General features: G+C 73.8%; 19 protein-coding genes and 1 pseudogene. 11 read left to right on the forward strand and 9 right to left on the reverse strand.

Annotation, left to right across the window (positions count from 1 at the left end; translation table 11 throughout):
• Positions 1-379: pseudogene (locus tag ABFY07_RS40715) on the reverse strand (CDP-alcohol phosphatidyltransferase family protein); the annotation flags it as partial.
• Between the two features lie 273 nt (positions 380-652).
• On the opposite strand from ABFY07_RS40715, the gene galE reads away from it, so the two are divergent.
• The 3 genes from galE (at position 653) to idi (ending at position 3,609) form a co-directional block, all read left to right on the forward strand.
• Positions 653-1,639 carry a UDP-glucose 4-epimerase GalE gene (gene galE / locus ABFY07_RS40720; protein WP_346179298.1) on the forward strand — a complete coding sequence of 329 codons (987 nt, stop codon included), beginning with the start codon at positions 653-655 and terminating at the stop codon, positions 1,637-1,639.
• A 369-nt stretch (positions 1,640-2,008) separates the two neighbouring features.
• On the forward strand, positions 2,009-2,932 hold the full coding sequence (locus tag ABFY07_RS40725; protein WP_346179299.1) for a cation diffusion facilitator family transporter: 924 nt from the start codon (positions 2,009-2,011) through the stop codon (positions 2,930-2,932).
• Between the two features lie 56 nt (positions 2,933-2,988).
• Positions 2,989-3,609, forward strand: a complete 621-nt coding sequence (idi, locus tag ABFY07_RS40730; RefSeq protein ID WP_346179300.1) for an isopentenyl-diphosphate Delta-isomerase — start codon at positions 2,989-2,991, stop codon at positions 3,607-3,609.
• Here the strand turns inward: idi and ABFY07_RS40735 are convergent.
• A complete protein-coding gene (locus tag ABFY07_RS40735; RefSeq protein WP_065965903.1) occupies positions 3,584-4,099 on the reverse strand; it encodes an ATP-binding protein in 516 nt (171 codons plus the stop codon). The genes idi and ABFY07_RS40735 overlap by 26 nt on opposite strands.
• Before the next feature lie 211 nt (positions 4,100-4,310).
• Between ABFY07_RS40735 and ABFY07_RS40740 the strand changes: the two genes are divergently transcribed.
• From ABFY07_RS40740 to ABFY07_RS40755, 4 genes are all read left to right on the forward strand, one after another.
• Complete coding sequence (locus ABFY07_RS40740; protein WP_346179301.1) at positions 4,311-5,090, forward strand: enoyl-CoA hydratase/isomerase family protein; 780 nt, start codon at positions 4,311-4,313, stop codon at positions 5,088-5,090.
• 44 nt (positions 5,091-5,134) lie between these two features.
• Positions 5,135-5,998 carry an SCO6745 family protein gene (locus ABFY07_RS40745; RefSeq protein WP_346179302.1) on the forward strand — a complete coding sequence of 288 codons (864 nt, stop codon included), beginning with the start codon at positions 5,135-5,137 and terminating at the stop codon, positions 5,996-5,998.
• Positions 5,999-6,210: 212 nt separating this feature from the next.
• Positions 6,211-6,348: an LPFR motif small protein gene (locus tag ABFY07_RS40750; protein WP_281182494.1), complete on the forward strand. Its 138-nt coding sequence runs from the start codon at positions 6,211-6,213 to the stop codon at positions 6,346-6,348.
• A 99-nt stretch (positions 6,349-6,447) separates the two neighbouring features.
• Complete coding sequence (locus tag ABFY07_RS40755) at positions 6,448-8,847, forward strand: Tex family protein (protein WP_346179303.1); 2,400 nt, start codon at positions 6,448-6,450, stop codon at positions 8,845-8,847.
• Positions 8,848-9,506: 659 nt separating this feature from the next.
• Here the strand turns inward: ABFY07_RS40755 and ABFY07_RS40760 are convergent.
• The gene (locus tag ABFY07_RS40760) at positions 9,507-11,144 is read right to left on the reverse strand and encodes an ABC-F family ATP-binding cassette domain-containing protein (RefSeq protein WP_346179304.1); all 1,638 of its coding nucleotides are present in this window, start codon (positions 11,142-11,144) and stop codon (positions 9,507-9,509) included.
• A gap of 221 nt (positions 11,145-11,365) precedes the next feature.
• On the opposite strand from ABFY07_RS40760, the gene ABFY07_RS40765 reads away from it, so the two are divergent.
• Positions 11,366-12,322 carry an FAD-dependent oxidoreductase gene (locus ABFY07_RS40765; RefSeq protein WP_346179305.1) on the forward strand — a complete coding sequence of 319 codons (957 nt, stop codon included), beginning with the start codon at positions 11,366-11,368 and terminating at the stop codon, positions 12,320-12,322.
• Here the strand turns inward: ABFY07_RS40765 and ABFY07_RS40770 are convergent.
• Positions 12,309-13,664, reverse strand: coding sequence for a M14 family metallopeptidase (locus ABFY07_RS40770; protein ID WP_346179314.1), 1,356 nt, complete (start codon positions 13,662-13,664; stop codon positions 12,309-12,311). The two genes, ABFY07_RS40765 and ABFY07_RS40770, sit on opposite strands and share 14 nt — an antisense overlap.
• Before the next feature lie 196 nt (positions 13,665-13,860).
• On the opposite strand from ABFY07_RS40770, the gene ABFY07_RS40775 reads away from it, so the two are divergent.
• Together ABFY07_RS40775 and ABFY07_RS40780 are read left to right on the forward strand one after the other, a co-directional pair.
• Positions 13,861-15,411 (forward strand): M1 family metallopeptidase, encoded by a 1,551-nt coding sequence (locus ABFY07_RS40775; protein ID WP_346179306.1) that lies wholly within the window; start codon positions 13,861-13,863, stop codon positions 15,409-15,411.
• Between the two features lie 323 nt (positions 15,412-15,734).
• Positions 15,735-16,523 carry a MerR family transcriptional regulator gene (locus ABFY07_RS40780; protein ID WP_346179307.1) on the forward strand — a complete coding sequence of 263 codons (789 nt, stop codon included), beginning with the start codon at positions 15,735-15,737 and terminating at the stop codon, positions 16,521-16,523.
• Between the two features lie 13 nt (positions 16,524-16,536).
• Here the strand turns inward: ABFY07_RS40780 and ABFY07_RS40785 are convergent, their stop codons facing one another.
• From ABFY07_RS40785 to ABFY07_RS40805, 5 genes are all read right to left on the reverse strand, one after another.
• On the reverse strand, positions 16,537-18,720 hold the full coding sequence (locus ABFY07_RS40785; RefSeq protein ID WP_346179308.1) for a 3-hydroxyacyl-CoA dehydrogenase NAD-binding domain-containing protein: 2,184 nt from the start codon (positions 18,718-18,720) through the stop codon (positions 16,537-16,539).
• Between the two features lie 46 nt (positions 18,721-18,766).
• Positions 18,767-19,981 (reverse strand): acetyl-CoA C-acetyltransferase, encoded by a 1,215-nt coding sequence (locus ABFY07_RS40790; RefSeq protein WP_346179309.1) that lies wholly within the window; start codon positions 19,979-19,981, stop codon positions 18,767-18,769.
• 64 nt (positions 19,982-20,045) lie between these two features.
• Entirely contained in the window at positions 20,046-21,179 is a 1,134-nt protein-coding gene (locus ABFY07_RS40795) for a CaiB/BaiF CoA transferase family protein (protein WP_346179310.1), read from the reverse strand.
• A 167-nt stretch (positions 21,180-21,346) separates the two neighbouring features.
• On the reverse strand, positions 21,347-22,744 hold the full coding sequence (locus ABFY07_RS40800; protein WP_428837101.1) for a sialate:H+ symport family MFS transporter: 1,398 nt from the start codon (positions 22,742-22,744) through the stop codon (positions 21,347-21,349).
• 50 nt (positions 22,745-22,794) lie between these two features.
• Positions 22,795-23,733: a dihydrodipicolinate synthase family protein gene (locus ABFY07_RS40805; protein ID WP_346179312.1), complete on the reverse strand. Its 939-nt coding sequence runs from the start codon at positions 23,731-23,733 to the stop codon at positions 22,795-22,797.
• Between the two features lie 201 nt (positions 23,734-23,934).
• Between ABFY07_RS40805 and ABFY07_RS40810 the strand changes: the two genes are divergently transcribed.
• A complete protein-coding gene (locus ABFY07_RS40810) occupies positions 23,935-24,432 on the forward strand; it encodes a DUF1203 domain-containing protein (RefSeq protein WP_346179313.1) in 498 nt (165 codons plus the stop codon).
• The last annotated feature ends 137 nt before the right edge of the window (positions 24,433-24,569 follow it).

Raw genomic sequence — 24,569 nt, forward strand, 5'->3', positions numbered from 1 at the left:
CACCCGGCTGGACCTCGCCGACCCCCGGGACCGGCAGACCTTCGAAGAACTCCTCGCCGCGCCCGGCCGCCGCCGCGCCCGGCGCGTACGCCGTCAGCGCGCGGGTGAGCGCTGCGCGGGCCTCCGGCTGGGCGGTGAGGGCGCCGTGGACCGCGGCGGCCGGGAAGCGGGGGTCGGTCAGGGCCAGGCGGAGCGCGTGGACGTGGCCGACGAAGCGCGGGTCGACCAGCGCCACCCGCTCACGCGCCGGGGCCGCCGCGAGTTCCCTCGCGACCCCGGCGGCGTCGGCTGCCGCGCGCACGTCGAACCCCAGCGACCGCAGGTCGTCCTCGAGGGACGAGCCCGCGACCGCGGGACCGGTGAGAATGGCGGTCGACAGACGAACTCACTCCTTGGCAGCTGGCACGGTGGCCGCGCCGGACAGGCATCGGCCGGGGGGCCGCCGTCCGGACAGCGGTCGTCGCACGCCCCGGGCCCCGCGCGGGGCGGGCGGCACGTCGGCAGAGGCTATCGGATGGAAGGAAGCGTCCGTTCACCGCACATTCATCACCCGATCGCGGGAACGATGGCTTCCACTGCCGCGATCATCATGGTGGATGGCGGCTCCCCGCGACAAACGGCCGCCCGCCCCGGCAGTGGATAGGGTGCGGTCATGACGTGGCTGATCACAGGTGGTGCCGGATATATCGGGTCGCATGTCGTACGGGTCATGGCCGAGGCCGGAGAGCGCGTCGCCGTGCTCGACGACCTGTCCAGCGGCCGCCCCGAGCGCCTGCCGGACGGCGTCCCGCTGGTGGCCGGCTCCACGCTCGACCGCGAGCTGCTGGGCCGCGCCTTCGCCGACCTCGGCGTGACCGGGGTGGTGCACCTGGCGGCGAAGAAGCAGGTCGCGGAGTCCGTCGAGCAGCCGCTGCGCTACTACCGCGAGAACGTGCACGGCCTGACGGTGCTGCTGGAGGCGGTGGTCGAGGCCGGGATCGGGAGCTTCCTCTTCTCCTCCTCCGCCGCCGTCTACGGGATGCCGGATGTGGAACTCGTCACCGAGGACACCCCGTGCCATCCGATGAATCCGTACGGAGAGACCAAGCTGGCCGGAGAGTGGCTGGTCAGAGCCACCGGAGCGGCTCATTCGATCTCCACGGCCTGTCTGCGCTACTTCAATGTGGCGGGCGCCACCCGCCCCGAGCTGTCCGACACCGGGGTGTCCAACATCATCCCGATGATGTTCGAGCGGATCACCCACGGCGAGGCGCCCCGGATCTTCGGCGACGACTATCCGACGCCGGACGGCTCCTGCGTGCGCGACTACATCCATGTCGAGGACCTGGCCTCCGCCCACCTCGCCGTGGCCCGCCGGCTGGCCGAGCGGCCGGGGGGCGGCGATCTGACGGTGAACATCGGCACCGGCCGGGGGGTGTCGGTGCGCGAGATGGCGCGGCTGATCGGCGAGGTCACCGGCCGCCCGGAGCTCGCCCCGGTGGTCGAGGCCCGGCGCCCGGGCGACCCGGCCCGGGTGGTGGGCTCGGCCGAGCTGATCGCCAAGGAGCTGGGCTGGAGCGCGCGGCACGGGGTGGCGGAGATGGTGCGGTCGGCCTGGGCGGGCTGGTGCCTGAACCACCCGGAGGCCGTGCGGCGGTAGGGAGCCCGGCGCGGCGGGCCCTCCTGCCACACGGCCTCGGGCACGGCGAGGCCGACCGGAGGTGGCCGTGGGCGGGCAGAGGCGGCTGCGGTCGGCCAGAGGTCGCCGTGGGCGGCCGGAGGCCGCGCGGCCGACCGGAGTCCGGCGCTGACCGGAGCACCCCTGACCGGCCGGAGCCCGGCGCGGCCGACCGGAGACGGCTGCGGTCGGCCGGAGATGACCGCGGCCCGCCGGAGTCCGGCGCTGACCGGAGGCGGCCGCGGCCCACCCGAGCCCGGCGCGGCTGACCGCGCCGCCGGGCGCGGCCGTAGTTCACTGGGCCGTAAGGCAGGCGCGCCCGGCCCGACGGCGCGCGGGAGGAGGCCGTACATGGGCGCAGGCCACGACCACGGCGGCGGCCTCGGCACGGCGGGCGCCGCGCACCGGTGGCGGCTGCGGGCCGCCCTCGGCATCACGCTCGCGGTGACGGCCGTGGAGGTGGTCGGCGGGGTGCTCGCCGACTCGCTCGCGCTGCTCGCGGACGCCGGCCACATGGCCACCGACGCCCTCGGGCTCGCCATGGCGCTGCTGGCGATCCACTTCGCGAACCGCCCGCCGAGCCCGCGGCGCACCTACGGCTACGCGCGGGCCGAGATCCTGGCGGCGCTGGCGAACTGTCTGCTGCTGCTCGGCGTGGGGGGCTACATCCTGTGCGAGGCGGTGCTGCGGCTGATCACCCCGGCCGCCACCCAGGGCGGGCTGACGATCCTCTTCGGCGCCGTCGGCCTGGCCGCGAACATGGTGTCGCTGGCGGTGCTCAGGGGCGGCCAGCGGGACAGCCTGAATGTGCGCGGGGCGTTCCTGGAGGTGCTGGCGGACGCGCTGGGGTCGGTCGCGGTCCTCGTCTCGGCGGGGATCATCGTGGCCACCGGCTGGCGGGCGGCCGACCCGATCGCCTCCCTGCTGATCGGCCTGATGATCGTGCCGCGGACGTACCGGCTGCTGCGGGACACCCTGAACGTCCTGCTGGAGGCGGCGCCGCGGAACGTGGACATGGACCAGGTGAGGGCACACATCCTGGCCCTCCCCGGCGTGGAGGGCCTGCACGATCTCCATGTGTGGACCATCACCTCGGGGATGCCGGTACTCTCCGCGCACGTCGTGGTCGGCAGGCGGGTGCTGGACTCGGTCGGCCACGAGCGGCTGCTGCACGAGTTGCAGGGTTGTCTGGGGGATCACTTCGATGTGGCTCACTGCACGTTCCAGTTGGAGCCGGGCGGACATGCTGAGCACGAAGCCAAACTTTGCCACTGACACATGGCACCGGTGCGGCAGACTTGAAGGGTCCGAGACAAACGATGAGGATGGTCATGCCAATCACACCCGCCAACGGCCGCACCACCGACACCGCCAGGCCCTCCGCGCCGGGCGCGGAGGCCGGTTCCACGGAACCGATCATGCTGGAGCTGGTCGACGAGGACGGGGTGACCATCGGCACCGCGGAGAAGCTCTCCGCCCACCTCGCCCCCGGCCGGCTGCACCGGGCCTTCTCCGTCTTCCTCTTCGACGACGACGGGCGGCTGCTGCTCCAGCGCCGGGCCTTGGGGAAGTACCACTCCCCCGGCGTGTGGTCGAACACCTGCTGCGGTCACCCCTACCCCGGCGAGCCGCCGTTCGTGGCCGCGACCCGGCGCACCGCCGAGGAGCTGGGGGTGGCGCCCGCGCTGCTGCGCGAGGCGGGCACGGTGCGCTACAACCACCCGGATCCGGCGTCGGGCCTGGTGGAGCAGGAGTACAACCACCTCTTCGCGGGGCTGGTGCGGGGCAAGCCGGAGCCGGACCCGGAGGAGATCGGCGAGATCGCCTTCGTCTCCCCCGAGGAGCTGGCCGGGCTGCTGGAGGGGAATCCCTTCTCGGCCTGGTTCCTGACCGTGCTGGACGCGGCCCGGCCGGCGATCCGGGAGATCACCGGATCGGCGGCAGGCTGGTAGCGGTCAGCGCCGCCCGGGCGGCCGCGAGCGGCAGCGCGACCCAGACCACCTTGCCGCCGCTCGCGGTGTGCTGGACGTCATAGACGCCGCCCGTCTCCTCGGCGATCGTCTGCACCAGTAACAGCCCGCGCCCTCCGGTGCGGCCCTGGTCGGCGGCCAGCGCCTTGGGCCGGTAGGGGTGGTTGTCCTCGACCGCGACCCGCACCCAGTCCGGGCCGATGGACACCTCCACGGCGATCTCCGGGGAGAGCAGCGCCGCGTGCCGCACGGCGTTGGTGACCAGTTCGGAGACGATCAGCAGCAGGTTCTGCACGAGATCGTCGGGGGCGGGCACCCGCTGGTGGGCCAGCAGGTCCCGGACCGCGTGGCGGGCCCGGGGGACCGAGGAGTCCAGGGCGGGGGCGGCGAAGCGCCAGACGCCCTCGTACGCGGCCTGCCCGCGGGGCGGGGCCGCTCCCGGTTCAGGAGGGACGCTCCCGACGATCTCCATGTCCGATCCCCACCCCTCGCAACAGCTCGACCCACTGGTCATCGAGTGTTGGGAACGCGTTGGTACGGACCGGGTAACTGAGCACAAGTCGCCGCCTATCGACGTCTTTTGACCGCGTGCGTATGCCAGGGTCACTCGCTCGACTGTTCCTGCCCGGCTTGCTTCCGACGATGCGGACAGTCACTTGAGCGGCCCGGATACGATCCGCCCCATGGAGCCCTGCCTGCAGCACCACGTCACCGACGGCATAGCGACCGTCGTGATCCACAACCCCGGCAAGCGCAACGCGCTGACCCCCGGCATGTGGCGCGCGCTGCCCCCGCTGCTGGAGCGGCTCGCCGCCGACCCCGCCGTACGGGCGCTGGTGCTCACGGGCGAGGGGGACACCTTCAGCGCGGGCGCGGACATCGGCGCGCTGGGCGCGACCTACGAGGAGACCACCGCGCTCGCGCTGCCCGCCGAGGAGGCCCTGGCCCGTTTCCCCAGACCGACGCTCGCCGCGGTGCGCGGCTCCTGTGTGGGCGGCGGCTGCCAGCTGGCCGCTGCCTGCGACCTGCGTTTCGCCGAGCAGGGGGCCCGCTTCGGCGTCACCCCGGCCAGGCTCGGGATCGTCTACGCGCCCGGCTCCACCCGGCGGCTGACGGAGCTGGTCGGGCCGGCCACCGCCAAATACCTGCTGCTGTCCGGCGAGCTGATCGGCACCGAGCGGGCCCTGCGGACCGGGCTCGTGGACGAGGTGCTGCCCCCGGGCGGGCTGGCGGACCGGGTGGCGGAGTTCACGCGGATCCTGGTGTCCCGCTCGGCGCTCACCCAGGCGGCGGCCAAGGAGTTCACGGCCGGGCCCGTCGATCCGGCGCGCCTGGAGTACTGGCGGGACCAGATGCGCGACAGCGGCGAGGCCGCGGAGGGCGTCGCGGCCTTCCTCGAACGGCGCCCCCCGCGCTTTCGCTGGAGCCCCCAGGAGCCGGCGGACGCCGATGCCCCCGCGTAGGCCGGGCCCGGGACACACTCCTTACCAGTAAGTAACATGCGGGCATGACCTCACTCCCCGCACGTGCCGCACGGCGCTGCCACGCCGTCGTCAACCCGCTCCACTCGACCGTGTACTTCGCCCCGGACATCGCGCGCGAGTTCGAGCGGCTGGGGCTGCCGGACCGGGACGCCGACTACTTCGTCAGCCGCGCCGCGGCGTTCGGCCGGGTCGGCGCCGGGACCGTCACCGCCACCTTCTACAACTTCAAGCACGACCTGGTCGCCCGCCACCTCCCCGCCGCCTGGGAGGTCATCTCCCCCGAGGCCGCGCTGGAGGCCCGGCTGCGCGCGGCCGACAGTGTGCTGCGGCGGCTGCTCGGCGACGACGCGCTCTCCTCCAAGGAGATGGCCGAGGCCGCGGAGCTGGCGCTGCGCGCCACCGAGGCGTGTTCCCGCGCCGCCCGCCCCCTGTACGCCGCGCACGCCGACCTCCCCGTCCCCGAAGCCCCGCACCTGGCCTACTGGCACGCCGCGACGCTCCTGCGCGAGCACCGCGGCGACGGGCATCTGATGACCCTCGTGAGCGCCGGGCTCGACCCCGTCGAGGCGCTGGCCAGCCATACGGCGAGCGGCAAGGGCATGTCCCCGAAGTGGATCCTGCGGACCCGGGGTTGGTCGGCCGAGGAGTGGGAGGCGGCGCGGGAGCGGCTGCGTGAGCGTGGACTGCTCGCCGCCGACGGGGAGTTGACGCGGGCGGGCACGGACCTGCGCAAGGCCATCGAGGACGAGACCGACCGGCTGGACCAGGCCCCCTACGAGCATCTCGGGGCGGCCGGCGTGGCGCGGCTGACCGAGCTGGCCGGCGCCTTCACCAAGGCGGCGATGGAGGCGGGGGCGTTCCCCGCGGACCTCATCGGCAAGCGCTGAGCGGCGGCGGCCAGGTTTGCCCACGGTGCGGTGGGTACCCGGATGTGGAGCGCGATCGGCCGCCTCACCAGGGCGCTCAACCGCGCGCCGCGCACGCCGGCGAGTGCCCGTGCCCCGCGCTGCGTACGGCGCCCGGCGACGGCTGCCGGTCATGCCAGTGGGATTCACGCCCCGTGGATGAGACGGACCAGACCGACCGTGAGGAGGCCCTTGTGTTCCGTGCCATCGCCGATGTTCTCCGCGCCATCGGGTCGACGCTCGCCTCCGTGGTGACGCTCCCCTTCCGCGCTCTCGCCCGCCTCTTCGGCGGGGCCTCGCGGACGGGCGCGGGCCGCCGCAGGCACGTCTGATCACCCGCCCCGGTGCCCGGACGCGCCGGTCGCGCCCGCTGTGTCGGCGCCACCTGCCACAATGCAGATCGCAGCGCAGACAGAAAGCGGAGCGTGATCGTGACGACGTCCATCGAAGGCAGGATCGCCGAGGAGCTCGGCGTACGGGAGCGGCAGGTGAGGGCCGCCGTCGAGCTGCTCGACGGCGGCTCGACCGTGCCGTTCATCGCGCGCTACCGCAAGGAAGCGACCGAGATGCTCGACGACGCGCAACTGCGCTCCCTCGAGGAGCGGCTGCGCTATCTGCGGGAGCTGGAGGAGCGGCGCGCCGCGGTCCTGGAGTCGATCAGGTCCCAGGGGAAGCTCGACGAGGCCCTGGAGGCGCAGATCCTCGCCGCGGACTCCAAGGCCCGGCTGGAGGACATCTACCTCCCCTACAAGCCGAAGCGCCGCACCAAGGCCCAGATCGCGCGGGAGGCCGGCCTCGAGCCGCTGGCCGAGGGGCTGCTTGGCGACCCCTCCGTGGAGCCGCTGGCCGCCGCGGCCGCCTTCGTCGACGCCGACAAGGGGGTCGCGGACCCCGCCGCCGCGCTGGAGGGCGCGCGGGCCATCCTCACCGAGCGGTTCAGCGAGGACGCGGACCTCATCGGCGAGCTGCGCGAGCGCATGTGGACGCGCGGGCGGGTGGCCACCAAGGTGCGGGACGGCAAGGAGGAGGCGGGCGCCAAGTTCGCCGACTACTTCGACTTCGCCGAGCCGTTCACGGAGCTGCCCTCGCACCGGGTGCTGGCGATGTTCCGGGGCGAGAAGGAGGAGGTCCTCGAGCTCACCCTGGAGCCGGAGGAGCCCTCCGAGGAGGCCGGCCCCACCTCGTACGAGCGCAGCATCGCCCAGCGCTTCGGCATCGCCGACCGGGGCCGCCCCGCCGACAAGTGGCTGGCCGACACGGTCCGCTGGGCCTGGCGCACCCGGATCCTGGTGCACCTGGGCATCGACCTGCGGCTGCGGCTGCGGCAGGCCGCCGAGGACGAGGCGGTGCGCGTCTTCGCCGCCAATCTGCGCGACCTCCTCCTCGCCGCCCCGGCCGGCACCCGCGCCACGATGGGGCTGGACCCCGGCTTCCGTACGGGCGTGAAGGTCGCCGTCGTCGACGCGACCGGCAAGGTGGCCGCGACCGACACGATCTATCCGCACGTCCCGCACAACAAGTGGGACGACTCCCTCGCCAAGCTGGCGCGGCTGGCGCGCGAGCACGACGTCGAGCTCATCGCGATCGGAAACGGCACGGCGTCCCGCGAGACCGACAAGCTGGCGGGTGAGCTGTGCGGCAAGCACCCCGAGCTGAAGCTCACCAAGGTGATGGTCTCCGAGGCCGGGGCCTCCGTGTACTCCGCGTCGGCCTTCGCCTCCCAGGAGCTGCCCGGTCTTGACGTCTCGCTGCGCGGGGCCGTGTCCATCGCGCGGCGGCTCCAGGACCCGCTCGCCGAGCTGGTCAAGATCGATCCGAAGTCGATCGGCGTCGGCCAGTACCAGCACGACCTGTCCGAGGTGAAGCTCTCCCGCTCGCTCGACGCGGTCGTCGAGGACTGCGTCAACGGCGTCGGCGTCGACGTCAACACCGCCTCCGCCCCGCTCCTCAGCCGGGTCTCCGGCATCGGCAGCGGCCTCGCGGAGAACATCGTCGCCCACCGCGACGCCCACGGCCCCTTCCGCAGCCGCAAGGCCCTCAAGGACGTGCCCCGGCTCGGCCCCAAGGCCTACGAGCAGTGCGCGGGCTTCCTGCGCATCCGCGGCGGCGACGACCCGCTGGACGCCTCCAGCGTGCACCCGGAGGCGTATCCCGTGGTGCGGGCGATGGCCGCCTCCGCGGGCGACGACGTGGCGTCCCTCATCGGCAACACGGCTGTGCTGCGCAGGCTCAAGCCGCAGGAGTTCGTCGACGACACCTTCGGTCTGCCCACGGTCACCGACATCCTCAAGGAGCTCGAGAAGCCCGGCCGCGACCCGCGGCCCGCGTTCAAGACCGCGACCTTCAAGGAGGGCGTCGAGAAGATCGGCGACCTCACGGCGGGGATGATCCTGGAGGGCGTCGTCACCAACGTGGCCGCGTTCGGGGCCTTCGTCGACGTCGGTGTGCACCAGGACGGCCTGGTCCATGTCTCCGCGATGTCGAAGACGTTCGTCAAGGACCCGCGGGATGTGGTGAAGCCGGGCGACATCGTGCGGGTGAAGGTCCTCGACGTGGACATCCCGCGCAAGCGGATCTCGCTGACGCTCCGGCTGGACGACGAGGCGGGCGCGGGCTCGGGACCCGGCGGCGGCCGGGATCGCGGGCGCGACCGTTCCGACCAGGACGGCCGCGCCCCTCGCGGCGCCGGCCGCCGGGGCGCCCCCCAGCAGCGCCAGGGTGGCGGCCGTGGCCAGCGCGGCACAGGCGGCGGCCGCGACGCGACCCCGGCCAACGGCGCGATGGCGGACGCACTGCGGCGGGCGGGCCTGCTGGACCCCAAAAAGCGGTAGCGCCTCCGGCGCGGTTCCCCCACGGCCCCGCGCCGTGGTCCGTCCCCCGCTCCCCCGCCCGGCGACGGCGCGGGGCGAGGGCGGCTGGGTCCCGCCGCCTCGCCGTGCCGCCCCGCAGGGCGGGTCGGCGCGGCGGTGAGGGCCGCGGCCCAGCCGCGGTCGGCAAAGCCGCGCCCCCGGCGCGGGAGCGGCGCCCGGCGCCGCGCCTCGCGTAGCGCCGTTGCCGTCCGCCGGAGCACGCGTCCACGGCCCCGCGAGGGTCTACGGCCCGGCACGGCCGACGAGGCCTTCTCCCCAGCGACTTACGGCGCCCGGCACGCCGACGCCCCCGCCACGTCACATCGCGGCGCCGGGCAGGGCGGCGGCAGGCCACCAGGATTCGCATCTGCGGCGCCGGGGGCGCGGCCCGGCCGCGCCCCCGGCGCGGGGCGAAGCCCAGCGCCGGGGGCGCGTAGCCGCGTTGACCGGGCATCGGCGCGGGCGCCGGAGCACGCGTCCACGGCCCCGCGAGGGCCCGCGGCCCGGCAGGGGCGGCAAGGCCACTTCCCCGACGCAGGCAGCGAGGGGTTCCCCGGCGCGGGCGGCGCCTCGGGGCCCGGCGATGTGAGGCGCGCTCGTCCGGGCGGCCTCCGGGGCCCGGGGCCGGTGGGTGGGGCGGGTCAGGCTTCGGTGACCTGGCCGTCGGTGACGTGGAGGCGGCGGGTGGTGTGGACCGCGTCGAGCATGCGGCGGTCGTGGGTGACCAGGAGGAGCGTGCCGGTGTAGGAGGCGAGCGCGGACTCGAGCTGCTCGATGGCGGGCAGGTCGAGGTGGTTGGTGGGTTCGTCCAGTACCAGGAGGTTGACGCCCCGGGCCTGGAGAAGGGCGAGCGCCGCGCGGGTGCGTTCGCCCGGGGAGAGGGTGGCCGCGGACCGCAGCACGTGGTCGGCCTTGAGGCCGAACTTGGCCAGCAGTGTGCGCACCTCCGCCGGCGGCGTCTCCGGCACCGCCGCGCCGAAGGCGTCCAGCAGCGATTCGCCGCCGAAGAACAGGGCGCGCGCCTGGTCGATCTCGCCGACGACCACCCCGGGACCGAGCGCCGCCGCGCCCGCGTCCAGCGGGAGGCGGCCGAGGAGGGCTGCCAGCAGCGTGGACTTGCCGGAGCCGTTCGCCCCGGTGACCGCCACCCGGTCCGCCCAGTCGATCTGGAGGTCGACGGGGCCGAAACGGAAGTCGCCGCGCCGTACCTGGGCGCCGCGCAGGGTCGCCACCACCGCGCCCGAGCGCGGCGCGGCGGCGATCTCCATCCGCAGCTCCCACTCCTTGCGCGGCTCCTCCACCACCTCGAGCCGCTCGATCATCCGGTCGGTCTGGCGCGCCTTGGCGGCCTGCTTCTCGGTGGCCTCGACCCGGGCGTTGCGCCCGATCTTGTCGCGGTCGGTGGCCTTGCGGCGGGCGTTCTTGACGCCCTTCTCCATCCACGCGCGCTGGGTGCGGGCCCGTGTCTCCAGGGCGGAGCGGGTGTTGGCGTACTCCTCGTAGCGCTCGCGGGCGTGCCGCCGGGCGGTCTCGCGCTCCTCCAGGTAGGAGGCGTAGCCGCCGCCGTAGAGGTTCACCTCCTGCTGGGCGAGGTCGAGTTCGAGGACCCTGTCGACCGTGCGGGCGAGGAACTCGCGGTCGTGGCTGACCAGCACCGTGCCGGCCCGCAGCCCGTTCACGAAGGTCTCCAGTCGTTGCAGCCCGTCCAGGTCCAGGTCGTTCGTCGGCTCGTCGAGCAGGAAGACGTCGTAGCGGCTGAGCAGCAGCGAGGCGAGTCCGGCGCGCGCCGCCTGCCCGCCCGACAGGTCGGTCATGTGCCGGTCCAGAGACACGTCGAGCCCCAGCGAGGTCGCGACCTCGTCCGCGCGCTCGTCCAGGTCGGCGGCGCCGAGCGCGAGCCAGCGCTCCAGGGCGGTGGCGTATGTGTCGTCGGCACCGGGCGCACCGTCGACCAGCGCCTGGGTGGCGGCGTCGAGCGCGGTCTGGGCGGCGGCCACGCCGGTGCGCCGGGCCAGGAAGTCCCGTACGGTCTCCCCCGGCCGCCGCTCGGGCTCCTGCGGCAGATGGCCCACGGTCGCGTGGGGCGGGCTGAGCCGCACGGCGCCCTGCTCGGGTTCGGTCAGGCCGGCCAGCAGCCGCAGGAGGGTGGACTTCCCGGCGCCGTTGACGCCGACGAGTCCGATCACCTCCCCGGGCGCCACGACCAGGTCGAGGCCGGAGAAGAGGGTGCGGTCACCGTGTCCCGCGGCGAGGTCTTTGGCGACGAGTGTGGCAGTCATCAGGGCGCCGATCCTAACCGGACGGGTGAGGGCGCTGTCGCGAGGTTTTCGGCGTGCGGGGCGGGGCCCGCGGAGGGGAGGCATTGAGGGGTGTCACCCTGGACCGCGTCTTTACGGTGCCGGTGACCTGAACGTGCCGGTGACCTGAACGAGGCGTTGCCCGGGACGCGGCGCCGCGCCCATGCCCGAGCGTCCGGGGCGCCAGGGCGTAACCTCCGGGCATGACGAGCGATGCGATAGTCGTCGGAGCCGGGGTCATCGGCCTGACCAGCGCCATCATGTTGGCCGAGCGCGGAGTGCGGGTGGCGGTGTGGAGCCGGGACCCGGCCGGGGACACCACGTCGGCGGTGGCCGGGGGGCTGTGGTGGCCCTATCGGGTGGAGCCCGAGGAGAAGGTGGGCGCCTGGTCCCTGCGCACGCTGGGCGTGCTGACCGAGCTCGCGGCCCGGCCGGAGGAGACCGGGGTCCGGATGGTCGAGGGGACGCTGGCGGGCACCGGCCCCGAGGACCTCGGCCCGTGGGCCGCCGAGGTGCCGGGGCTGCGCCCGGCGCGCCGCGAGGAGCTGCCGGAGGGCTGGGACCACGGTTTGCGGGCGCGCGTTCCGCTGGTCGACATGGTGACGTATCTGGACTATCTGCGGCGGCGGTTGGAGGGGGCGGGCGGCACCGTCGAGCAGCGCGCCGTGGCCGGTCTGGACGAGGCCGCGGGGGCCGCGCCGCTCGTCGTCAACTGCGCCGGCCTCGGCGCCCGCGACCTGGTGCCCGACGCCGGGGTGCACCCCGTGCAGGGCCAGCTGGTGATCGTGGAGGACCCGGGCCTCGACGAGTGGTTCGTCGCCGCCGACCCCGGCTCGGCCGACACGGTCTACCTGCTGCCCCAGCCGTACGGGGTGATCCTCGGCGGCACCGCCCGGGAGGGCGTCTGGGACCTGACGCCGGATCCGGCGACGGCCGAGGCCATCGTGGCCCGCTGCGCGCGCGTCCGCCCGGGGCTGGCGGACGCGCGCGTGATCGGGCACCGGGTGGGGTTGCGCCCGGCCCGGTCACGGGTACGGCTGGAGGCGGAGACCGCGCCCGGCGGCCGCCTCGTGCACAACTACGGACACGGCGGCGCGGGCGTCACCGTCTCGTGGGGGTGTGCGGAGGAGGCCGCCGGGCTGCTCGTCAGCACTGGTTGACGGGCTGTCCCTCGGCCAGGTGGTAGGCGGCGCGGCCGTCCAGGAGCAGCGGCACCAGCCCGCGCAGTGACTGGCGCAGCGGTACGAACGCGCCGTCCGCCCCGCCGTGCCGGGGGCGCACCGTGACGCCGTGCAGCGCGAGCTCGTCCTTGACCAGCGCGTACTGCTCGGCGTCCAGCCGGTAGCCGCACGGCGGGTCGGCGAGGATCTCGTCCTCCCCCGCCGGGTCGTTGTCGGCGCCGCCGAGGTAGACCGGACCGCGGTCGGCGTAGCCGGTCAGCCGGGCGCGGGTGGTGGCGGCCTCGATGCGCCCGCGGCGCTGGTCCACGAAGTCGAAGGCCCCGTCGAGGGCGGCGAGCTGGGAGCCCACGCGGCGTCGGTTGTTGAGCGCCGGGTCGGCCTTTTCGGCGTCGGTGAGCGCGTCGACCCGGGTTTCGACGAGAAGGCCGACGGAGTTCTTGACCCCGGCGGTGTTGCGCAGGATCCGCTCCTGGCCGTCGCCCGCGACCTGCTTGACGGGGTCGCCGGTCTTGGGGTCGGTCCAGATGCCGTAGACGCCGGTGTCGAAGCCCGCCTGCTCGGCGCGCGGCCGGACGTACGAGTCGGAGAGCGTGCGCGCCTCTTCGTGCACGGCGTCCGCGGTGTTGAGGTTGCGCGGCCACAGGGCCAACAGGTCCTTCATGTAGTACGGGACAGTGGCCCCGTACTCGTGGAGGTCGTAGACGGTGTCGGGCCGCCAGTCGCGGAGGACTGCCGCCGCGGCGCGGGCCTCCGCGGTCTTGAGGGCGATGTGGTCGCGGTTGATGTCGACGCCCGCGGAGTTCCCGCGGGTGTCGGCGGCGCGGCCGTCGGGGTTGGCGGTCGGTATGACCAGGACGTTGGTGCGCTCCAGGAAGCGCTTGGTCCGCGCGTCCTTGGCGTAGGCCAGGTCGCGGACGGTGGACAGGCAGGCCTCGCGGCCGGACGGCTCGTCGCCGTGCTGGGAGCAGATGAGCAGCAGGGTGTTGCCGCCCGTGGTGCGGGCCGGGGCGGCGGGCGCGCCGATGCGCACCAGGCGCAGCGGGCGGCCCTGGGCGGTGGTGCCGATGCGGTCGACGGCGACGCGCGCGCTCGCGGCGTCGACGGCGGCGAGGAAGCGCTCCTCCTCCGGCTGGGTGGTCCAGCGCGCGCCCTGGCTGACCTCGAATCCGGTACGGGGCGCGGGTGTTTCCGCCCGGGCGGGCGCGGTGAGGACGGACGTGGTCAGCAGCGCGACGGCGCCGGCCGCGGCCGCGCGGATCAGCGGGATGCGGGGGATCGAGGGCAACTCGGTGGGGGCCGGGTCGAGGCGGGGCTTCCGCATACGTAGCAGCACGGGCGGACCGTAGCGCGAGTCAACTCGTGGGGAGAAGAGGGCGTTCCGAGGTATGTGAGGTCACCGTGACCACGGATGTCGGCCGGATGTCGATCGTGTGTCGTGGTCGGTGATGGACATGAGGGGTCCGCCGCGAGTACCTAGTGTCTGCGTTGATCGTTCTGCCCGACGAGTTGGAGGACCCGTGCGTCACAGACTCATCGTCCCGACCGCGGCCGCGGCCTGCCTGCTGCTGGCGGTCCCGGCCTCGGCGGCCGACGCCACCCCGGGCGCGCCCGGGATCGGGGACTCGTACTACCCCGGTTACGGCAACGGCGGGTACGACGTCTCCCACTACGACCTGCGGCTGAAGTACCAGCCGGCCACCGACCGCCTGGAGGGCACGGCGACGGTGCTGGCCACCGCCACCCAGGACCTGTCCCGTTTCAACCTCGACTTCGCGCTCGATGTGAGCGAGGTGCTGGTGGGCGGCAGGAAGGCGGCGTTCGCGGCGAAGGGCGACCACGAGCTGGAGATCACCCCGGCGGCCCCGCTCGACTCGGGCCGCCCCTTCACGGTGGTCGTGCGGTACGGCGGCACGCCCTCGGCGGTGAAGGTGGGCGGGTTCACCTCCTGGCTGCGCACCCGGGACGGCGGGGTGGCGGCGAACGAGCCGGAGGCGGCGTGGTGGTGGTTCCCGAGCAATGACCACCCGCTCGACAAGGCCACCTACGACGTGTCGGTGGCGGTGCCCGACGGGACGCAGGCGATCAGCAACGGCAGGCTGGTGTCGACCACGTCGCGGCTGGGCTGGACGCGCTACAGCTGGCGCTCCGGCAAGCCGCAGGCCACCTATCTGGCCACCCTCGCGGTCGGCAGGTTCGACATCACCACCGACACCACCGAGAACGGCCTGCCGGTCCTCAACGCGTACAGCAAGAACCTGGGCGCGGGCGCGGGCGCGGCGAAGGCGAGCGTCGAACGGAGCGCCGAGGTCGCGGACTGGCTCAGCGGGGTCTTCGGCCCGTACCCCTTCGACGCGCTCGGCGGCTATGTGCCCGACGTGCCCACGAGCTACGCGCTGGAGACCCAGACCCGCCCGTTCTACAGCCCCCGGCAGTTCGCGAGCGGCTCGAACGTCTCGGTAGTGGTCCACGAGCTCGCCCACCAGTGGTACGGCGACAGCGTCTCGCTGAAGGACTGGCGCGACATCTGGGTCAACGAGGGCTTCGCGCGCTACGCGCAGTGGCTGTGGTCGGAGAAGGAGGGTGAGGGCACGGCGCAGGAGCTCGCGGACTACACGTACGCGCAGCACCCGGCCGAGGACGCGTTCTGGACGGTGAAGCCGGGGGATCCGGGGCCGGACAACCAGTTCCACGCGGCGGTGTACGACCGTGGGGCGATCGCGCTGCAGGCGCTGCGGAACACGGTGGGCGACGACGACTTCTTCACGATCCTCAAGAAGTGGCCCAGGGACCGGGCTTACGGCAACGCGTCGGTGCGGGACTTCGAGGTGTTCGCCGAGAAGGTCTCCGGCAAGCCGCTCGGGGAACTCTTCGACACCTGGCTGTTCACGGCGTCCAAGCCGGGCGCGCCGGCCGCGCGGGCGGCGGGCATCGGTGCGGACGCGGATGCGGATGCGGATGCGGACGCGGACGCGGACGCGGGAGACGGTGCGGGGGCGACGGTGGCGCGGCCGAAGTCCTGGAAGGCGATCCACGCGACGGACACCGTCCACGGCCGCGCGGGCCGCTGACGCTCCCCCAGGGGCACTCCCCCACCCCGCGCGGTCCCGTGCCCCGGCCCCGGAGCCTTCGCGCTTCGGGGGCCGGGGCGCGGCCCTCAGGCGCGCGCCGCGCGCCGCCGCTGCGTTCGCTGTGTCGGGCCCACAGGATGCCGCCGACGGGCGGCGGCTGGGGGCCGCCCGCCCCGGGACGGCTGTCGTCGGCGGTGGCCACACCTCCAGTATGTTCCCGGCGGGACGGCCGAGGGGCTTCACACCAGTGGTGAGACAGCAATACTGGAGAACCCGACCGAGGATCCCGATCGTGCAGCAGGGCGGAGAGCGAGGCGCGGCGCATGGCGAACACCGACATGGCGACCACGGACACCGAGGAGCCGACGCTCACCGTCGACGAGTTGGCGGCCCGCGCCGGGGTGACGGTCCGTACGGTGCGCTTCTACGGCACCCGGGGGCTGCTGCCGCCGCCGGTGATCGGCCCGCGCCGGGTCGGCCACTACGGGCCCGAGCACCTCTCCCGCCTGGCGCTGATCGAGGAACTCCAGCACCACGGCATGACGCTGTCCGCCATCGAGCGCTATCTGCGGCAGCTCCCGCCCGACCTGAGCGCGGACGACCTGGCCATCCACCGCGCCCTGGTCGCCTCCTGGGCGCCCGACGCGCCGGAGGTGGCCTCCCGGGAGCAGCTGGCGCGGCGGGCCGGACGGCCGCTGTCGGAGGAGGACGTCGACCGGCTGGCCGCGCTGAACGTGCTGGAGCGCACGGACGACCCGGACGTCTTCCGCATCGACCCCGGTGTGCTGCACCTGGGTATGCGGCTGCTCGATGTGCCGATCGCGCTGGAGACCATCCTGGCGGCCCACACGGTCGTCCTCGAACACTCCCGGTCCGCGGCCCGCGAGCTGAGCAGGCTCTTCCGCGAGGAGGTGTGGGGGCCCGACCAGGAGGGCGGGTCCGGCCCGTCGGGCCCCGAGCGGATCAGGGCGAAGAAGTCGCTGTCGGCGCATATGCAGCCGCTGGTGGTGCAGTCGCTGGTGATCGCCTTCCAGCGGTCGATGAAGCGGGAGCTGCGCGGCTGGTACGGGCAGGACGCGGCGGAGGGCGAGGACGCCGCCCACCGCGCCTGAGACCCCGTCCCGGCTAGTCGGTGAACGTCTCGCCCCTGTCCGCCTTGTCCAGCAGCAGCCGCGGCGGCGCGAAGCGGTCGCCGTACCTGTCCTGGAGCTCTCGGGCGCGCGCCACGAAGCCGGGCAGCCCGCCCCGGTAGCCGTTGACGTACTGCAGCACGCCGCCGGTCCAGCCGGGGAAGCCGATGCCCAGGAGGGAGCCGATGTTCGCCTCGGCCACCGACGTCAGCACGCCTTCCTCCAGGAGCCGGACGGTGTCCAGCGCCTCGGAGAAGAGCATCCGCTCCTTCATGTCCTCGAAGGGCACGGCGACCTCGGGCTTGGTGAAGTGTTCCCGCAGACCGGGCCACAGGCCGGTCCGCTCGCCGGTCCGCTCGTCGTACGCGTAGAACCCGGCGCCCTGGGCGCGGCCCGGCCGCCCGAACTCCTCGACCATCCGGTCGATGACCGCGTCGGCGGGGTGCGGCTGCCAGGTGCCGCCCGCCTCCTCCACGGCCCGCCGCGTCTCCTCGCGGATCTTGCGCGGCAGGGTCAGGGTCAGCTCGTCCATCAGCGCCAGCACCTTGGCCGGGTAGCCGGCCTGGGCGGCGGCCTGCTCGACGGAGGCGGGATCGACGCCCTCCCCCACCATCGCCACGCCCTCGTTCATGAACTGGCCGATGACGCGCGAGGTGAAGAAGCCGCGCGAGTCATTGACGACGATCGGGGTCTTGCGGATCTGCCGCACCAGGTCGAAGGCGCGGGCCAGGGCCTCGTCGCCGGTCCGCTCGCCCTTGATGATCTCCACCAGCGGCATCCTGTGGACGGGCGAGAAGAAGTGGAGGCCGATGAAGTCGGCGGGGCGCTGGACGCCCTCGGCGAGCAGGGTGATGGGGAGGGTGGAGGTGTTGGAGCACAGCAGGGCATCGGGCGCGACGACGCCCTCGATCTCCTGGAAGACCTTGTGCTTGAGCGCCGGGTCCTCGAAGACCGCCTCGATGACCGCGTCACAGCCGACTAGGTCGCCGGGGTCGGCGGTGGGGGCGATGCGGGCGAGCAGCGCGTCCCGCTCGGCCTCGGTCGTACGGCCCTTGGAGACGGCCGCGTCCAGCAGCCCCTGGGCATGGGCCTTGCCCTTCGCGGCGGCCTCCTCCGACACGTCCTTCAGGACCACGTCGATGCCCGCCTTGGCGCAGGAGTAGGCGATGCCCGCGCCCATCATCCCGGCGCCCAGCACAGCCACCTTGCGGACCTGCCGCGGCGCGAGGCCCTCGGGCCGGCCGGCGCCGGAGTTGACCGCCTGGAGATCGAAGAAGAACGCCTGGATCATGTTCTTGGCGGTCTGGCCGGTGACCAGCTCCACGAAGTAGCGGGACTCGATGATCTGCGCGGTCTCGAAGTCGACCTGGGCCCCCTCGACGGCGGCGGCCAGGATGTTGCGCGGCGCCGGGTAGGGGGCGCCGCCCAGCCGCTTCCTCAGATTCGCGGGATAGGCGGGGAGGTCGGCGGCGAACTTCGGGTGGGCGGGGGTGCCACCGGGGATCTTGTAGCCCTTGACGTCCCAGGGCTGCTGGGATTCGGGGTGGGCGTCGATGAAGGCGCGGGCCTTGGCCAGCATCTCCTCCGAGGAGTCCGCGACCTCGTGGACCAGGCCGGCCTCCAGCGCCCGGCGGGGGGAGTACTGCCGGCCCTCGAGCAGGACCGTGAGCAGCGCGTCGGCGACGCCGAGGAGCCGGACCGTACGGGCCACGCCGCCGCCGGCCGGCAGCAGCCCCAGGGTGACCTCGGGGCAGCCGATCTTCGATCCAGGGGCGTCGAGGGCCACGCGGTGGTGGCAGGCGAGGGCGATCTCGAAGCCGCCGCCGAGGGCCGCGCCGTTGATCGCGGCGACGACGGGCTTGCCGAGCGTCTCGATGCGGCGCAGGCCGCGCTTGACCTCCACGCTCGTGTCGTACGCCCGCTGGGCGTCCTCCGACCCAATCTTGATCATGTCCTTGAGGTCGCCGCCCGCGAAGAAGGTCTTCTTGGCGGAGGTGACGACGATGCCGCGGATCGACTCCCGCTCGGCCTCGAGACGGTCGGCGACCGCGGTGAGGGAGGAGACGAAGGCGGCGTTCATGGTGTTGGCGGACTGGTGGGGGTCGTCCAGGACGAGGGTCACGATGCCGTCGTCGCCGCGCTCCCAGCGGATGGTGGACTCGGCGGTGGGGCTGGTCATGTTCTTCGGTCTCCCTGGGAAGTCGGGGGGCGGGCGGCGGCCGGCCCTAGACGCGCTCGACGACCGTGGCGATGCCCATGCCGCCGCCGACGCACAGCGTGGCCAGCCCATAGCGCTGCCCGCGCCGCTCCAGCTCGTCGATGAGGGTGCCCAGGATCATCGCCCCGGTCGCGCCGAGCGGATGCCCCATGGCGATCGCTCCGCCATTGACATTGATCTTCTCGAGGCCGAGCCCCATCTCCCGGGCGAAACGCAGCACGACGGCCGCGAAGGCCTCGTTGATCTCGACCAGGTCGATGTCGTCGATGGCCAGCCCGGCCTTGGCGAGCGCCTTGCGGGTGGCGGGGGCGGGGCCGGTGAGCATGATCGTCGGGTCGGCGCCGGAGACGGCGGCGGAGACGATACGGGCGCGGGGAGTGAGGCCGTAGCGCTCGCCGACCTCGGCGCTGCCGATGGCCACCAGGGCCGCGCCGTCCACGATGCCGGAGGAGTTTCCGGCGTGGTGGACATGGTCGATGGCCTCGAGCCAGTGATACTTCTGCAGCGCGACGGCGTCGAACCCGCCCGCCGCGCCGATGGTGGCGAAGGAGGGCTTCAGCCCGGCCAGGGACCCGGGCGTCGTCCCCGGGCGGATGTGCTCGTCGTGGTCGAGGACCGTGAGGCCCGCGCGGTCCCGGACCGGGACGACGGAGCGGTCGAAGCGGCCCTCCTTCCACGCCTGGGCGGCGCGCTCCTGAGAGAGGGAGGCGAACGAGTCGACGTCGTGGCGGGTGAAGCCCTCGACGGTGGCGATGAGGTCCGCGCCGATGCCCTGGGGCACGAAGCCGGTCTCGTAGTTGGTCATCGGGTCGGCGAACCAGGCGCCGCCGTCGGAGCCCATCTTGACCCGTGACATCGACTCGACGCCGCCCGCCAGCACCAGATCCTCCCAGCCGGAGCGGATCTTGGCCGCCGCCAGGTTGACGGCTTCGAGGCCGGAGGCACAGAAGCGGTTCTCCTGGACGCCGGCGACCGTCTCGGGGAGCCCGGCGGCGATGGCGGCGATCTTGGCGATGTCGGAGCCCTGGTCCCCGAGCGGGCTGACGACGCCGAGCACGACGTCGTCGACGGCCGCGGGGTCCAGGCCGGGCAGGCGCCGCCGGATCTCGTGGATGAGGCCCACCACGAGATCCACCGGCTTGGTGCCGTGCAGGGCCCCGTCGGGCTTGCCGCGCCCGCGCGGGGTGCGGATGGCCTCGTACACATACGCTTCGGTGCTCACGACGGCAGCCTTTCGGGGGTGGGGGACGGCAGGGAGCGCGGCACGGCCGCGGCGGTGCGGCGCCTCACGACGGCTCCTCCCGCGGGAAGGGCGGCAGGCCCCACTCGCGGGCCACCTCGTCGGCGTCGGCCCCCGGCCGGGCGGGCGGGCGGCGCACCGCGCCCGGGGTGGCGGAGAACCGCGGCGCGGGGGCGGGCTGGGTGATGCCGCCGTGGTCGACGAAGGTGGCGCGGGCGGCCAGGTGGGGGTGGGCGGGGGCCTCGCGGAGGGAGAGGACGGGGGCGACACAGGCGTCGGACGAGGCGAAGACCGCCGTCCACTCCTCGCGGGTGCGCTGCTTGAAGCGGTCGGCGATCAGGGAGCGCAGCTCGCCCCAGCGGTCGAAGTCGCGGCGGCCCGGGGCGTCCTCCGCGATGCCGAGGAGCTCGGTGAACTCCGCGTAGAACTTGGGCTCGAGGGCGCCGACGGCCATATAGCCGCCGTCGGCGGTCTCATAGGTCCCGTAGAAGGGGCAGCCGCCGTCGAGGAGGTTGGCGCCGCGCCGGTCCTGCCAGCCGCCCGCCGCCATCATGCCGTGGATCGCGGCCGTCAGATGGGCGGTGCCGTCCACGATCGCGGCGTCCACGACCTGGCCGGTGCCGGAGGTGCGGGCGTGCTGGAGGGCGGCGAGGACGCCGATCACCAGATAGAGCGCGCCGCCCGCGTAGTCCCCGAGGAGGTTGGCGGGGGCGAGGGGCGGGCCGTCCGAGGCGCCGATCATGCCGAGCGCGCCGGTGACGGCGATGTAGGCGATGTCGTGACCGGCGCGGTCGGCGAGTGGGCCCTGTTGGCCCCAGCCGGTCATCCTGCCGTAGACCAGGCGGGCGTTGCGGGCCAGGCAGGTGTCGGGGCCCACACCCAGGCGCTCGGCGACGCCGGGGCGGTATCCCTCGAGGAGGATGTCGGCGCGCTCGGCGAGGTCGAGCACGGCCGCCCGGCCCGGCTCGGTCTTGAGGTCGAGCAGCACGGAGCGCTTGTTGCGGTTGGCCAGGTCGTACGCCGGGTCGACCTTCAGCCCGCCGGTGCCGCCCGGCCGGTCGACGCGGACGACGTCGGCGCCCAGGTCGGCCAGGAGCATGGCGGCGAACGGGCCGGGCCCGATCCCCGCGAGCTCCACCACCCGCACCCCCGTCAGCGGGCCCTGCTCTGTCGCCGCCATGCCGTCCCCAAACCGTGTGACACCACCGCTGTAACACCGCTGATGCTAAGAACGCGCCCGGCATTCCACAAGCCCCCGGGCGGGCCTGTGGACAACCGGACGGGCCCTCAGGAACCCCACTCCGATCAGGCACTTGACCAGCGGTGCCGCATGCGCGGCGCCGGCCCTCAGCCGGCCTTCTCCACGCTAGCGGCAGGGGACGACAACGGCCGCTCGGGCACGAGGTGGTCATCGGGCCCTTCCGGGTCGGACAGCCGCCCGAGCCGCTGCGGGACATTGCCGCCGACCAGCACGATCACCAGCAGGGTGAGCCCGAAGGTCAGCACCGCGAGCGCCCGCCCGAGGGACATGCCCTCCGCCAAGTGGGCGCCCAGCACCGGCGCCACCGCCCCGCCGAGCGCCCCGGTGTTGTAGACGAAGCCGAGGGACGCGGCCCGGCTGCCGGTCGGGAAGTGACCCGCGATGTACTTGGGCAGGATCCCGGAGATCCCCTGGCTGAGGGCGAGCAGGAAGAACAGCAGCACCCCGAGCCCGACCAGGCTGTCCTGCACCGCGAAGACCGGGAAGACGAAGGCGAGCGAAGCCAGGAGGGTCCAGGCGTAGGCGCGCCGGGTCCCCAGCCAGTCGCCCGTGAACCCGGCGAGCCAGCAGCCGGCCATCGTCCCGAACCCGGCGTAGAACATCATGTCCGTGACCTGGGCCGGGTCGTAGCCGAGCTCCTTCTTCAGGTAGGTGGGCAGCAGCGCCTGGATGGGCCAGCTGTAGAGGAAGGCGCAGAACACGGTGCACATCAGCGCCACGTACACCACCCAGCGGCGGCGCCCGCCGAGCTGGGCGGCGAAGGCGAACAGACAGCCCGCCGCGAGCAGCGCCAGCGGCCACACCATCCCCTCGCCCAACGGGGTGAAGACGCAGAACAGCGCGGCGCTCGCGGCCATGGCGAGCGCCGTGTTCAGCGAGGCCCGACGGCGCCCGGTGAACAGCGGCCGGAACGGGTTCGGCCGCGCCTCGCCGCGCGCCGTCGCGCTCCAGTCCCCGGCCTCGGGGAGCGCGCGCCGCACCCACAGCGCCACGATCACCGGCAGGACCCCGATCCAGAACAGCGGGCGCCAGCCCCAGTGGGGCACCACCCACTTGTAGAGCTCGGCGGCGAGGATCGAGCCGCCCGCGAACCCGGAGATCAGAAAGCCGGAGGCGCGGTTGCGCACCCGGGCCGGCCAGCTCTCCAGGACATAGGTCGCGCTCGCGCTGTACTCCCCCGCCATCCCCATGCCGATCAGCAGCCGGGCGGTGAAGAGGCTGAAGTAGTCCCAGGCGAAGCCGCAGGCGAAGGTGCCCAGGGAGTAGAGCAGAATGCTGGCGATCATGGCGGGTTTGCGCCCGTAGCGGTCCCCCATCGCGCCGAGCAGCGCCCCGCCGAGCCAGCGGGTGATGAACGCCCCGGAGACCAGGCCGGCGGCCGAGGCGTCGCTCAGGTCGAACTCGTCGGCTATTTCCGTCAGGACCAGCGTGATCAGGACGAAGTCGAAGCCGTCGAGCAGATAGCCGATCCAGGCGGCGAACATCGCCTTCCACTGCCGGGGGGAGACTTCCCGGTACCAGGGCAGGGGTGTGGTCACCGGAGGAGCCCTCCGTCCTCGAGGATGTGGCGTACGGAGTCCACGGCGGCGTCGTCCAGTGGCACCTGGGGAGGGGCGGTGGCCGGGCAGTCGATGACGCCCAGCAGGTGGAGGGCGGCCTTGAAGCCGCCGAGGGCGGAGGAGCTGCCTCCCATGGCGGCCGGGTCGCCGACGTCGGTGAGGGCGAAGAGGGCGGCCAGCCGGTCCTGTTCGGCCGCCGCCTGCTTCCAGCGCCCCGCCCGGGCATGGTCGTACAGTCGTACGAAGCCGGCCGGGTCGACGTTCCCCAGGCCGGGGACGACACCGTGCACCCCGGCCAGCAGCGCCCCGTCCACGGCCAGCTCCGAGCCGGTGAGCACGGAGAAGGAGCCGTCCAGCCCGCGTCGGCGCACCTCGACCAGGAGGCGGCGCAGCGCGCCGTCGTCCCCGCTGCTGTCCTTGAGCCCGGCCAGCGTGGAGTCGGCGGCGAGCGGGAGGACGAGGGCCGGGGTGAGCTTGGTGTGCACGGAGGCCGGGATGTCGTACGCGAAGAGCGGCAGCCCGGCGCCGCCGCGGATGCGCCGGAAGTGGTCGGCGATCTCCGCCGGGTGGGTGCGGGTGTAGAACGGCGCGGTGGCCACCAGGCCGTCCACGCCCGCCGCGGCCGCCGCGCGGGCATGGTCGAGCACCCGCTCGGTGGTCATGTCGATCACACCGGCGAGCACCGGCACCCGGCCGGCCGCGGCCTCGGTCACGGTCTCCAGGACGGTGCGGCGCCGACGGTCGCTCAGATAGGCGGCCTCGCCGCTGGACCCGAGGGCGAACAGACCGCTGACCCCGGCGCCGATCAGCCGCTCGGCGAGCGCGGCGAGGGACCGGGTGTCGACCTCGCCGGTGCGGGTGAGGGGGGTGCACAGGGGCGGAACGACACCGGTGAGCGGAGTCGGCAGACTCATCGGAACCCAGCCTTCTGACGAGCGTACGAATTGTCGGGCATTCATGTTCTGGTCATTCAAGACATCGGACGTCCCATGTCCGCGGGCTGAATCTGACGGAGTGCCAGCATGGTGTCAAGCCCCCCTGCACGCCGGCGTCCGCACAGCGCGCCGTCCGAATCCCGCCGGCTCGGCCCGTCCCCGGCGGCCAGCATGGACGGCATGAGCAAGGACTACGAGATCCGGGCCATCGCGCCCCACGTGCTGAAGCAGTTGCGGACCGGCGACGACGCGGGCAACCCGCCGCGCACGGTGGTGGACGACGAGGGCGGCAACCCGCTGCGCTGCTGCCTGGGCCGCAGCCGTCCGGGCGAGACGATCGCGCTGGTCTCGTACGCCCCACTGCGCCGCTGGGCGCTGGAAACCGGCGCCACGCCGGGCCCGTACGACGAGGTGGGCCCGGTCTTCATCCATCCCGAGGACTGCGGCGGCTGGCAGGGCGGCGGCTACCCGGACGCCATGCGGGGCGAGCAGCGGGTGCTGCGGGCGTACTCGGCCGCGGGCGACATCATCGGCGGGCTGCTGCTGGACGGCGGGGACATGACGATCGAGGAGGGCCTGGCCGAGGTCTACCGCCGGAATCCGGAGGCGGCCGTGGTCCATGTGCGGTCCGTGGTGTACGGCTGCTTCCACGCGGAGACGCGGCGGACGGCGCGCTGAGCCACGCGGCGGGCGTGCGGGTGCTCTCCGCGGGCGCGCGCCCCGTGCGCCCAGTGCGGCGCGGACGGCTCGTGCGGGTGCTGCCCCGCGCGTGGTCGCGCGGGCGGGCGCTGAGCGACGCGGCGGGCGACGCGGGC

Origin of the sequence: Streptomyces sparsogenes subsp. cuspidosporus (assembly GCF_039532705.1) — a bacterium.
Classification (GTDB): domain Bacteria; phylum Actinomycetota; class Actinomycetes; order Streptomycetales; family Streptomycetaceae; genus Streptomyces; species Streptomyces sparsogenes.

Excerpts from the sequence above, each read along its gene's own strand:
- ABFY07_RS40770 (WP_346179314.1), bottom strand. The coding sequence starts at position 13,664 with ATGCGGAAGCCCCGCCTCGACCCGGCCCCCACCGAGTTGCCCTCGATC.
- ABFY07_RS40785 (WP_346179308.1), bottom strand. The coding sequence starts at position 18,720 with ATGACCAGCCCCACCGCCGAGTCCACCATCCGCTGGGAGCGCGGCGAC.
- ABFY07_RS40795 (WP_346179310.1), bottom strand. The coding sequence starts at position 21,179 with ATGGCGGCGACAGAGCAGGGCCCGCTGACGGGGGTGCGGGTGGTGGAG.
- ABFY07_RS40745 (WP_346179302.1), top strand. The coding sequence starts at position 5,135 with ATGACCTCACTCCCCGCACGTGCCGCACGGCGCTGCCACGCCGTCGTC.
- ABFY07_RS40760 (WP_346179304.1), bottom strand. The coding sequence starts at position 11,144 with ATGACTGCCACACTCGTCGCCAAAGACCTCGCCGCGGGACACGGTGAC.
- galE (WP_346179298.1), top strand. The coding sequence starts at position 653 with ATGACGTGGCTGATCACAGGTGGTGCCGGATATATCGGGTCGCATGTC.
- idi (WP_346179300.1), top strand. The coding sequence starts at position 2,989 with ATGCCAATCACACCCGCCAACGGCCGCACCACCGACACCGCCAGGCCC.
- ABFY07_RS40740 (WP_346179301.1), top strand. The coding sequence starts at position 4,311 with ATGGAGCCCTGCCTGCAGCACCACGTCACCGACGGCATAGCGACCGTC.
- ABFY07_RS40780 (WP_346179307.1), top strand. The coding sequence starts at position 15,735 with ATGGCGAACACCGACATGGCGACCACGGACACCGAGGAGCCGACGCTC.
- ABFY07_RS40735 (WP_065965903.1), bottom strand. The coding sequence starts at position 4,099 with ATGGAGATCGTCGGGAGCGTCCCTCCTGAACCGGGAGCGGCCCCGCCC.
- ABFY07_RS40765 (WP_346179305.1), top strand. The coding sequence starts at position 11,366 with ATGACGAGCGATGCGATAGTCGTCGGAGCCGGGGTCATCGGCCTGACC.
- ABFY07_RS40725 (WP_346179299.1), top strand. The coding sequence starts at position 2,009 with ATGGGCGCAGGCCACGACCACGGCGGCGGCCTCGGCACGGCGGGCGCC.
- ABFY07_RS40805 (WP_346179312.1), bottom strand. The coding sequence starts at position 23,733 with ATGAGTCTGCCGACTCCGCTCACCGGTGTCGTTCCGCCCCTGTGCACC.
- ABFY07_RS40800 (WP_428837101.1), bottom strand. The coding sequence starts at position 22,744 with ATGTTCGCCGCCTGGATCGGCTATCTGCTCGACGGCTTCGACTTCGTC.
- ABFY07_RS40810 (WP_346179313.1), top strand. The coding sequence starts at position 23,935 with ATGAGCAAGGACTACGAGATCCGGGCCATCGCGCCCCACGTGCTGAAG.